At 74.8% G+C, this 10,596-nt stretch carries 9 protein-coding genes; 5 read left to right on the top strand and 4 right to left on the bottom strand.

Features of this window, described 5'->3' with window-relative positions; genetic code table 11:
- Nucleotides 1–48 precede the first annotated feature (48 nt).
- Both JQX11_RS20050 and JQX11_RS33120 read left to right on the top strand, forming a co-directional pair.
- On the top strand, nt 49–741 hold the full coding sequence (locus tag JQX11_RS20050) for a helix-turn-helix transcriptional regulator (protein ID WP_204926459.1): 693 nt from the start codon (nt 49–51) through the stop codon (nt 739–741).
- Between the two features lie 245 nt (nt 742–986).
- Nucleotides 987–1,361, top strand: coding sequence for a VOC family protein (locus JQX11_RS33120; protein ID WP_204926460.1), 375 nt, complete (start codon nt 987–989; stop codon nt 1,359–1,361).
- Nucleotides 1,362–1,484: 123 nt separating this feature from the next.
- Here the strand turns inward: JQX11_RS33120 and JQX11_RS20060 are convergent, their stop codons facing one another.
- Entirely contained in the window at nt 1,485–1,961 is a 477-nt protein-coding gene (locus JQX11_RS20060; RefSeq protein ID WP_204926461.1) for a hypothetical protein, read from the bottom strand.
- Between the two features lie 238 nt (nt 1,962–2,199).
- Entirely contained in the window at nt 2,200–3,135 is a 936-nt protein-coding gene (locus JQX11_RS20065) for a S66 peptidase family protein (RefSeq protein ID WP_204926462.1), read from the bottom strand.
- Between the two features lie 79 nt (nt 3,136–3,214).
- On the opposite strand from JQX11_RS20065, the gene JQX11_RS20070 reads away from it, so the two are divergent.
- Nucleotides 3,215–3,979 (top strand): type 1 glutamine amidotransferase, encoded by a 765-nt coding sequence (locus JQX11_RS20070; RefSeq protein ID WP_204926463.1) that lies wholly within the window; start codon nt 3,215–3,217, stop codon nt 3,977–3,979.
- Between the two features lies 1 nt (nt 3,980).
- Entirely contained in the window at nt 3,981–7,001 is a 3,021-nt protein-coding gene (locus JQX11_RS20075) for a bifunctional [glutamine synthetase] adenylyltransferase/[glutamine synthetase]-adenylyl-L-tyrosine phosphorylase (protein WP_204926464.1), read from the top strand.
- 135 nt (nt 7,002–7,136) lie between these two features.
- Here JQX11_RS20075 and JQX11_RS20080 read toward each other — a convergent pair whose 3' ends face one another.
- Both JQX11_RS20080 and JQX11_RS20085 read right to left on the bottom strand, forming a co-directional pair.
- Nucleotides 7,137–7,526: a peptidase inhibitor family I36 protein gene (locus JQX11_RS20080; RefSeq protein WP_204926465.1), complete on the bottom strand. Its 390-nt coding sequence runs from the start codon at nt 7,524–7,526 to the stop codon at nt 7,137–7,139.
- Nucleotides 7,527–7,840: 314 nt separating this feature from the next.
- Nucleotides 7,841–9,622: a methyltransferase domain-containing protein gene (locus JQX11_RS20085; RefSeq protein ID WP_204926466.1), complete on the bottom strand. Its 1,782-nt coding sequence runs from the start codon at nt 9,620–9,622 to the stop codon at nt 7,841–7,843.
- Nucleotides 9,623–9,843: 221 nt separating this feature from the next.
- Between JQX11_RS20085 and JQX11_RS20090 the strand changes: the two genes are divergently transcribed.
- Nucleotides 9,844–10,449 (top strand): helix-turn-helix domain-containing protein, encoded by a 606-nt coding sequence (locus tag JQX11_RS20090; protein WP_204926505.1) that lies wholly within the window; start codon nt 9,844–9,846, stop codon nt 10,447–10,449.
- The last annotated feature ends 147 nt before the right edge of the window (nt 10,450–10,596 follow it).

Below are 10,596 nucleotides of genomic sequence, written 5' to 3' on the forward strand. Positions count from 1 at the left end.
CGGGGTGGACGGGGGCGGTGCGTCGTACCCCCGTCGTAGCGTGCGGGGGTGAACCGGACGGATCGTCTCTATGCCCTGGTGGAGGAGCTGCGGGCGGTGTCGCCCCGGCCGCGCAGCGCCCGCTGGCTGGCCGACCGGTTCGAGGTGAGCATCCGCACCGTCGAACGCGACATCGCCGCCCTGCAGGGTTCCGGCGTGCCGATCTGGGCCGAGCCCGGCCGCACCGGCGGTTACGTGGTCGACCGCTCGCACACCCTGCCGCCCGTCAACCTGACCGCCACCGAGGCGGTGGCGATGGCGGTGGCCCTGCACCGGCTCGCCGGCACCCCGTTCGCCGTGGCCGGTGGCACGGCGCTTCGCAAGCTGCTCGCGGTGCTGCCGGCCGCCGACGCCGCCGACGCGCGCCTGCTCGCCGGGCGGGTGCTGCTGGTCGGCACCGGGCCGGCCACGTCCGTCCCGGCCGTCGTCGCCGACGCGGTCGCCGCCCGCCGGGTGCTGCGCCTGCGGTACGCCGACCGCTGCGACGTGCCCTCCTCGCGCGAGGTCGAGCCGTTGGGCTACCTCGGCAACGACCGGCACTGGTACCTGCTCGCCTGGTGCCGGCTGCGCGCCGGGCTGCGCTGCTTCCGTACCGACCGGATCGTCGGGGTCGAGGCGTTGCCGGAGCGGGTGACCCGGGAGTTCTCCCCGGCCGACCTGGACGTCCCGGCCGAGCGGGTACGCCGGCTGACCCTGGTCTGACCCGGCATGCCGGCCGCCCAGGTCGGCCGGCGCGTGGGCTTCCCAGGCCGGTCGGTGCGGGGCTGTCCGGACGGATCGGTGCGGGGCTGTCCGGCCGGATCGGTGGGGGGCTGCCCGGACGGATCGGTGCGACGTGGCCGGGTGGACCGGGCGGTAAACACCGACAGGACGGTGTCGCGGACACCCGGGAGGCTGGCTGCCGAGCCCGCCGGCCGCCCGGTCAGCGGGGGAACAGGAGGCAACGCGTGACCAGCACACCCGTCACCTGGTTCGAGATCGGCACCGACCGGCCGGACGAGGCGCAGAGCTTCTACGCGGAGTTGTTCGGCTGGACCTTCACCGAGGAGGGCACGGCCGAGGGCGGTTCCTACCGGACGACCACGGCGGGGGAGTCGACCGGCATCGGCGGCGGCATTAGGGCTCTCGCCGAGGGCGCACCCGGCTACGCGATCCTCTACGCCGAGGTGGCCGACGTGGCGCAGACGTGCGGGCGGGCCGAGGCGGCGGGCGGCACGGTGCTGACCCCGCCCCGGACCACGCCGAGCGGCCTGACCCTCGCCCTGGTACGCGACCCGGTGGGCACCCACCTCGGTCTCTTCTCCTCGGGCGGCAGCGCCTGACACCAGAGGGCCGACGTTGCGGTGTCCCAGTGCGTCGGACACCGCAACGTCGGCCCTGGTGTGTCGACCGTCGGCTCTGTCGTGTCGACCGTCGGCCCGCCGGGTCGGGCGGGCCGCAGCGGGTCACCTGCCGGGCGTACCCTCCGGGCCGCCGTGGTGGCCGCGACCGGCCGGGCCCGGGAAGACCCCTGCCTCGACGGCCTTGGTGATCGCGTCGGCCTGCTCCTGGGTGAGCTTGCCGTCCTTGACCGCCTGGGCCAGCCGCTCCGCCAGCTTCTCCTGCCGGTCCTGCGGCGACGGACGCTCCGGCCGGTCACCCTTGGCGCGGTCCTTGTGCTGCTCGCGCACCTTCTCCAGGGCGGCGGTCACCTTGTCGGTGTCCACCCCCAGCTCCTTGGCGAGCGCCCCGGCGAACTCGCTCTGCCGGTCGGCGCGCTGCTGCTGCCGGTCGGTGCCCGGGTCGGCCTCGCTGCTGACGCCGGCGGTCGGGGTGGCCGACTCCTCGGCGAAGGCCACCGTCGGAGCGGCGATCCCCACCCCGAGCACGCCGGCGGCGGCGAGGCCGACCAGCAGCTGCTTCTTCGACATCGTGCGGGACATCGGTCCTCCATGGGTCGGTGGTGCTGTTGACGTCACCGACAGTGACCACCGAACCTGGAAAACCCCCGTCCCGACCCTGTCCGCCAGCTGAAAGTTCCACCCCCTGAGCCCGGTGATCAAGAGGTTTCGGTCAGGAAGACGCTTTCCGCTGACGCAAACCTCTTGATCACCGAGGCGAGGCGAGGCGAGGTGAGGCGGGGCAGGGCGGGGCCGGGCCGGAGCAGGCGGGTGGGGCGGGTTACCGGACGGCGGGGGCGACGGTGAGGGTGCCGGCGGTGGCGTCGAGGGTGGCGCTGGTGCCCACGGGGACGGAGAGCTGGCCGGGGCCGTGGCCGATCGGCAGGCCGCCGAGGACCGGCACGCCGAGGTCGCCCAGCCGGTCGGTCAGCACGTCCACGACGGTGGTGGCCCAGCCGTCCGCGCAGTCGGTGAACTGGCCCACCGCCACCCCGGCCAGGCCGTCGAGCACCCCGGCGCGGCGCAGGTGGGTGAGCATCCGGTCGACCTTGTACGGCGGCTCCTGCACCTCCTCGACCAGCAGCACCGCCCCGGTCAGGTCCGGCATGTCCGGGGTGCCGAGGGTGGCGGTGATCAGGCAGAGGTTCCCGCCGAGCAGCCGACCCACCGCCCGGCCGGGGACCCGGACCGGGTACGTCTCCTCCCCGGGCACCGCCTCGACGGTGACCGGCGCGGTGGTCATCAGCGCGGTGTGCAGCGACTCCGCCGAGCGCAGCGGGGTCCGCTCGTCCACCCAGGCCGCTCCCGGGCCGTGCACCCCGGCCAGCCGGGCACCCCGCCAGAGCGCGAACTGCAGGGCGGTGATGTCGGAGAACCCGGCCACCACCTTCGGGTCCCGCCGCACGGCGGCCATGTCGATCAGGTCCACCACCCGCTGCGCGCCGTACCCGCCCCGGGTGCAGATCACCCCGCGTACCCGCGGGTCGGCGAAGGCGGCGTTCAGGTCTGCGGCGCGTAGCGCGTCGTCACCGGCGAGGTAACCCCGCCTGGCGTACGCGTTCGGCGCCACCTGCGGGCGCAGCCCCCAGCCGGTCAGCAGCTCGATGCCCCGGGCCACCCGCTCCGGCCGGGTCGGCCCGGACGGCGAGACCAGCAGCACCGTGTCCCCCTCCCGCAGCACGGGTGGGCGCAGGACGGACGGGTCGTCGGCGGTCACAGCGGCCGAGCATAGCCGCCCCGCCGGGCGGACCGAGGCGTTCCCGGCGGCGGTCGACGCACCCGCTAGCCTCGACGGCGTGGGAACCGCACTGGTGATCGAGAACGACCCGACCGACGACCCCCGACGGCTGGGGGAGTGGCTGGTGGAGGGGGGCCTTGAGCTGCGGGTGCTGCGTCCGCACGCCGGTGACGAGCTCCCCGACGACCTCGACGGGTACGTGGCGCTGGTGGTGCTCGGCGGTGACCAGCACGCCTACCCGGCCCCCGACGGCACCCCCGGCGCACCCTGGTTCCCGAAGCTCGAAGGGTTGCTGCGCAAGGCCGTGCGGCACCGGGTGCCGACCCTCGGCGTCTGCCTCGGCGCGCAACTGCTCGCCACTGCGCACGCCGGCCTGGTCGAGCGCAGCCCGTCCGGCCCCGAGGTTGGCCCGGGGGTGGTCGGCCGGCGCGACGCCGCCGAGAGTGACCTGCTGTTCCGGTACGTGCCGCTGATCCCGGACGTGCTCCAGTGGCACACCGACGAGATCACCGAGCTGCCCCGGGCCGCCACCCTGCTGGCCGCCTCGACCCGCTACCCGCACCAGGCGTTCCGGCTCGGCGACCGGGCCTGGGGCCTGCAGTTCCACATCGAGTGCGACACCGCCATGATCGCCGAATGGGCGCACGGCTCCGAACTGCTCGCCGAGCTGGGCTACGACGAGGACCTGGTGGTGGCCGCCTGCGACCGGGTGATGGCCGACGTCGAGGAGGTGTGGCAGCCGTTCGCCGTCCGGTTCGCCGCCCTCGCCCTCGGCGAGTTGGACGACGACACCCGCCGCAGCCTGCCCCTGCTCGGGCACTGAGATGAGCAGACCGACCAGGGGACGGCTGGCCCGCTACGGGTTCGCCGAGGGTGACGGTGGGGTCCGCGCCGCCGATCTGCTCGGCGCGGACGGGCTCGGGCTGTGGCAGGCCGACGAGCAGGAACCCACCGACAGGTCGGCGGCCGACCTGCTGGCCGCGCTCTCCCGGGCCGCCGACCCGGATCTGGCGCTGCGCCAGCTGCACCGGATGGTGGAGACCGAACGCCGCACCGCCGACGACGCGACCGGGTCGGAGCTGCTGGCCGCGCTCGCCGCCGACCCGGGGCTGCGCCGCCGGCTGGTCGCCGTGCTCGGCGCGTCCGCCGCCCTGGGCGACCACCTGGTCGCCAACCCCGGTCAGTGGACGGTGCTCGGCACCGCCCCGGACGGGCTGGCCCCCACCGCCGACGGGCGGCTCGACCTGGCGCTCGCCGGGCGGCTGACGGCCGCCACCGCGCCGGTGGCGGTGCTGCGGCAGGCGTACCGGCTGGCGCTGCTGCGGATCGCGGCGGCCGACCTGACCGGCGGACGCGGCCTGGAGCAGGTGATGTCGGCGCTGTCCGCGCTGGCCGACGCCACCCTCGCGGCGGCGTACGAGATCGCGGTGGGTGAGCTGCCGGCGGGCACGGCCCGGCCCCGGCTCGCCGTGGTGGCGATGGGCAAGTGCGGCGGCGACGAGCTGAACTACGTCTCCGACGTCGACGTGATCTTCGTGGCCGCCACCGACGAGGACCTGCCCGCCGCGACCACCGTCGCCGCCCGGCTGATCCACGTCTGCGGGCTGGTCGCCTGGCCGGTGGACGCCGCGCTGCGCCCCGAGGGCAACCGGGGGCCGCTGGTGCGCACCCTCGCCAGCCACCTCGCCTACTACCAGCGGTGGGCCCGCACCTGGGAGTTCCAGGCGCTGCTCAAGGCCCGCCCGGCCGCCGGTGACCTGGCGTTGGCCGGCGAGTGGATCGACGCGCTCGCCCCGCTGGTCTGGCGGGCGTCCGAACGTCCCGAGGCGGTCTCCGACGTACGCGCCATGCGCCGCCGGATCATCGACAACGTCCCGCCGAAGGAGTTGGAGCGCGAGATCAAGCGGGGTCCGGGTGGGCTGCGGGACATCGAGTTCGCCGTCCAACTGCTGCAACTGGTGCACGGCCGGGGTGACGAGTCGCTGCGGGTGCCGGGCACCGTGCCGGCGCTGCGCGCGCTGGTGACCGGCGGCTACGTCGGGCGGGCCGACGGTGAGGCGCTGCTGCGCGGATACCGCTTCCTGCGCGGTGTCGAACACCGGCTCCAGCTCCAGGCGCTGCGGCGGACCCACACCGTGCCGACCGAGCCGGCCGCGCTGCGCTGGCTGGCCGCCGCGCTCGGCTACGCCGCCATCCCCGGCCGCAGCGCCGTGGAGAGCTTCCGCGCCGACTGGGTCGCCCACGCCACCGAGGTACGCCGGCTGCACGCCAAGCTGCTCTACCGGCCGCTGCTGGAGTCGGTGGCCCGGGTGCCCGCCGACGGGCTGCGGCTCACCCCGGAGGCAGCCCGGCACCGGCTGGAGGTGCTCGGCTTCGCCGACCCGGCCGGGGCGCTGCGGCACCTCCAGGCCCTCACCGGCGGGGTGAGCCGGACGGCGGCGATCCAGCGCACCCTGCTGCCGGTGCTGCTCAGCGAGTTCGCCGACGCACCCGAACCGGACCGGGGGCTGCTCAACTACCGCCAGGTCTCCGACAAGCTCGGCAGTACCCCGTGGTATCTGCGGCTGCTGCGCGACTCCGGCCCGGTGGCCCGCCGGCTGGCCCGGGTGCTGTCCTCCTCCCGGTACGCGGCCGACCTGCTGGCCCGGGAACCGGAGGCGCTGCGGCTGCTGGCCGAGGAGAACGAGCTGACCCCCCGGCCCCGGGAGGTGCTCTGCGACGGGTTCGCCGCCGCCGCGGCCCGGCACGCCGACCCGGTCGAGGCGACCCGGGCGGTACGCGCGCTGCGCCGCCGGGAACTCGTCCGGATCGCCTGCGCCGACGTGCTCAGCCGGGCCGACGGGTTGGCCCCGCGACCCGAGCGCGGAGCGCCGGCCGGCCCGCTGGCCGACGTCACCCGGGTCGGCACCGGCCTGTCGTACGTCACCGACGCCACCCTGTCCGCCGCGCTGCGCGCCGTCCGGGCCGCCCAGCCGGAGCTGCCCGGCCTGCGGTTCGCGGTGATCGGTCTGGGCCGCCTCGGCGGGTACGAGTCGAACTACCTCTCCGACGCCGACGTGCTCTTCGTCTACGACCCGCCGGCCGGGACGGCGGAGAGCACGGCCAGCGCCGCCGCGCACGCGATCGCCGAGGAGCTGCGCCGGCTGCTCGGTGCGCCCGCCCCCGACCCGGCGCTCGGCGTCGACGCCGACCTGCGCCCCGAGGGACGGCAGGGGCCGCTGGTGCGCAGCCTCGCCGCGTACGCCCAGTACTACGCCCGCTGGTCGCGGGTGTGGGAGGCGCAGGCCCTGCTGCGGGCCCGGTTCGTCTGCGGCGACGCCGACCTGGGCACCGAGTTCGAGACGATGATCGACCCGGTCCGCTACCCGGCCGACGGGTTGACCCGGGAACAGGTGGTCGAGATCCGGCGGATCAAGGCCCGGGTGGAGAACGAACGGCTGCCCCGGGGCGCCGACCCGGCCACCCACACCAAGCTCGGCCGGGGTGGCCTCGCCGACGTCGAGTGGGCGGTGCAGCTGCTCCAGCTCCGGTACGCCGGGGCGTACCCGCAACTGCGCGGCACGCGTACCCTCGACGCGCTCGCGGCGGCCCGGGACGCCAAGCTGGTCGACCCGGCGGACGCCGTCGCGATGACCGCCGGGTGGACCCTCGCCGCGCAGGTCCGCAACGCGTTGATGCTGGTCCGGGGACGCGCCGGTGACCAGCTTCCCCGGCACGGGGTGGAGTTGGCCGGCGTGGTGCGGCTGCTCGGCGCGGACGACCCGGGGGAGTTCCTCGACGACTACCTGCGCACCGCCCGGCGGTCCCGGGCCGCGATGCAACGCGTCCTCGACGCCGGGGTCTGAGCCCCGGCGTCGAGGACGGCTGAGGGTACGCCGAATTGACGATTCATCCGACGGTGACGGCTCGGTGAATGGTTGTGCGCCGCATTCTCCGCGCTATTTCAAGCTACGGAGAAAGGCGTTCCGATTGGCTCGGGGTCAGCACCAGATCTGCGCGTAGCTGATCGAGTCGTTCCACTGTAGACCCCAGAACGTCCCGAGGTTGGAGATCTCGGTGCGCGGGCCGACGGTGATGGGGCTGTCGGAACGGTCGCCGTTGCGGTAGAGCTTGTAGGCGCAGTTGCCCCGGTTGCGGACCGAGGTGACCGCGTTGTCGGCGTTGGTGTTGACCAGGCTGGCGCTGCCGTTGAGCACGTCCAGGATGTTGAGGAAGCCGGCGTCCTTGTAGAGGCAGAGCGCGCCGGTGGAGGGGCAGCTCAGGGCCAGTGCGTCCGTCGCGGAGGGCGCCGCGGCCTGGGCCGGGGCGCCGGCGAGGACGGTGGTGCCGACGAGGGCGAGGCCCGCGAGTGCGGTCCCGATGTGTCGCATGGTTCCTCCCGTGAAGTGGTGGCGGGGGGCATGGCGCGACGCGGCACGTGGCCGGTCAGCGAGCGACCTTCGACCGAGACGTCGACTGTCAATGCTGAGAATTGCGGGTACCCGCATGTGCGGCGGCAGGGCGTGCCTGCGCCGTCGTTCAACAGTTCTCCCAGAGGCCCCCGTGGCCTGTTGTCGTTCCTTAACCTACGTGAAGGGAAATGGGGCGTCAATACTTCTCGATTTCTTTGATGGTCGTCCGGTGATTCCTTCAACCATGCGGATCTCCGGTCGGCCGATCCATAGTGGACGAAAATCGGGCCGACCTACCGGCGGCGTGCCAACACCAGATGGTCGATCAGGGTGCCGGTCTGGCCGTCGGGGCCGGTCGCCTGCCGCTGCGGGGCATCCAGCCGTTCGACGTCCCAGCCGTCCGGGTCGAGGTCGAGGTCGGCCAGGGTCTCCTGCGGGGTGGGGAACCGGGTGCGGTGGTGCGCGGCGTTGCCCCACGGCGGCACCGCCCCGTGCTCGACCACCAGCAGTCGGCCGCCCGGTGCGACCGCCCGCGCCGCCGCCCGCAGCACCTCGGTCCGGGGGAACTCCAGCGGCGACTGGAGGAACTGCGCGGAGACCAGGTCGAACTCCCCGGCCGGGAAGGTCCGGGCCAGGTCGTGCCGCTGGAAGTCGACAAGGGCCGCCACTCCGGCGGCGGTCACCGCGGCGGCCGACCGCTGCAGGGCGGCGGTGGAGACGTCGACGGCCGTCACCCGCCAGCCCTGCCGGGCCAGCCACACCGCGTCACCGCCCTCGCCGCATCCCAGGTCCAGCGCGGTGCCCGGCGGCAGCGTCCCGGCCACGTCCACCAGGTGCGGATTGGGCCGCCCGCTCCAGTACCGCTCCCGACCCCGGTACAGCTCGTCCCAGTGCCGGGCGGTCGCCTCGTCCACCGCCCCGGCCTGCCCGCCATCCGTCCCGGCCTGCTCGACCACGGCCCCGGCCTGGTCGTGCCCGGCCCCGGCCTGATCGTCCACCGACCCGGTCCGCTCGGGCGCGGGACCGGTCTGCCCGGGTGAGGCCGTGCGTCGTGCGGCGACGGCCCGGTCGGTTTCCTCGGCGATCAGGTCGGCGTTGAGGGCGGCGGCGGCCTTCAGCCCCGCCGCCGCGGCGGCGATGACGGTGGCCTGCGGATCCGTGACGTTGCCGGCCACCCAGACCCCGGGCACCCCGGTCGCACCGGAGGCGTCGGCGGCGACCCGGTCACCGAAGGCGTGCCCGCCGACGACGAAATCCTCCGGAGTCAACCCGAGCCCGGCGAGGAAGGCGGCCCGTGCGGCGAACCGGGGCGCGACCACCAGTGCCTCCCGGGGTACCACCCGCCCGGACCGCAGCCGTACGCCGGTGAGCCGGTCGGCGGTGACCTCCAGCTCCGCCACCTCGCCGTCGACCACGGTGACCCCCCGGGCGGCCAGCCGCTCCGCGTCGTCGGCCGGCAACGGCCCGGCGGTGTGGGTGAAGACCACCAGGTCATCGGTGAGCTGCCGGAACAGCAGCGCCTGGTGGGCGGCCATCGGGCCGGTGGCGAGCACCCCGACGGCCTGGTCGCGCACTTCCCACCCGTGGCAGTACGGGCAGTGCAGCACGTCGCGGCCCCACCGCCCGGCCAGCCCCGGCACGTCGGGCAGCTCGTCGACCAGGCCGGTGGTGACCAGCATCCGCCGGGCGTGCAGCACCCGACCGTCGGCCAGCGTCACCGCGAACCGCGCCGGTCCGACGCTGCCGGCCGGGCGGGGGTCCTCTCCCGCGCCGCCGGCCGGGTTGGCGCCGGTGGTCCCGGGTGGGCCGTCGAGCGGGTGGGCGGCGGTGACGGTGGCGTCGAGCAGGGTCACACCGTACCGGGCCACCTCGGCCCGGCCCGTCGCGTACAGGGTGGCGGGTGGGACACCCTCGTTGGTCAGGAAGTTGTGCACGTGGTCGGCCGGGGCGTTGCGCGGGGCGCCGCCGTCGACCACCACCACGTCGCGGCGGAACCGGCCCAGGGCGAGCGCGCCGCTGAGCCCGGCCGCGCCGCCGCCCACCACCACCACGTCGTGCACCACCGGGTACGTCATGACCACTGCCTCCCTACGGGCGGGTCCGTCCCGCCGGTGCTCCGGATCGTCCGCCCGGCTCACCGTACTGCCAAATTTTGTTGCTGGAATGGCAAACTGGTGCGGTGACCGACGATCACAGCGACCAGCTGGCTGCACCCCGACGCGCCGGCCCACCCCCGGCGTGCGACGAACCCGGGCGGGCCGTGGCGGGCCAGGGGCCCGGCCCGGGGCAGTGGACGGTGCCGGGCGACACCGGCGTCACCACCGAGGAGGAGGTGCTCACCACCGTCGGGCCGCGGCTGCGGGCGTTACGGCAGCAGCGCGGCGTGACGCTGAGTCAGCTCGGCGCGGCGACCGGGATCTCGGTCAGCACCCTGTCCCGGCTGGAGTCCGGCGGCCGGCGGCCCACCCTGGAACTCCTGCTCGCCCTGGCCCGCTTCCACCGGGTGCCGCTGGACGACCTGGTCGGCACGCCGATGATCGGGGATCCCCGGGTCCACCGCCGTCCGGTCGTCCGGCACGGTGTCACCATCGTGCCGCTGACCCGCCGCCCGGGTGGCGTCCAGGCGTACAAGATGACGTATCCGCCGCAGTTGCCGACCGGGGAGCCGACCCCGCAGGTGCACGAGGGGTACGAGTGGCTCTACGTGCTCTCCGGCCGGATCCGGCTGCTGCTCGGCAGGCACGACCTCACCCTCGACGCCGGTGAGGTCGCCGAGTTCGACACCCGCACCCCGCACTGGTTCGGCAACCCGTTCGACATGCCGGCCGAGATCCTCAGCCTCTTCGGCCCCCAGGGCGAGCGCCTGCACGTCCGCGCCCGCCCCACCGCCCGACCGAGTTGATCAAGAGGTTTGCGTCAGGTGAACCGGGCGGGTTCGACCGGTCTGTGCAAGTGATCGTTGATCACGGTATGGATCGGTCGAAGGAGTGGGGATGGCGCGGGCGCATGTGTTGACAGCGGGTCATCGGCAGGTGATTGAGCATCTGTG

The sequence above is a fragment of the Micromonospora humida genome (assembly GCF_016901255.1).
GTDB lineage: Bacteria > Actinomycetota > Actinomycetes > Mycobacteriales > Micromonosporaceae > Micromonospora > Micromonospora wenchangensis.

Bases quoted from the DNA above. Each gene is read 5' to 3' on its own strand.
- JQX11_RS20085 (WP_204926466.1), bottom strand. From the start codon at position 9,622: ATGACGTACCCGGTGGTGCACGACGTGGTGGTGGTGGGCGGCGGCGCG.
- JQX11_RS20075 (WP_204926464.1), top strand. From the start codon at position 3,981: ATGAGCAGACCGACCAGGGGACGGCTGGCCCGCTACGGGTTCGCCGAG.
- JQX11_RS20080 (WP_204926465.1), bottom strand. From the start codon at position 7,526: ATGCGACACATCGGGACCGCACTCGCGGGCCTCGCCCTCGTCGGCACC.
- JQX11_RS20060 (WP_204926461.1), bottom strand. From the start codon at position 1,961: ATGTCCCGCACGATGTCGAAGAAGCAGCTGCTGGTCGGCCTCGCCGCC.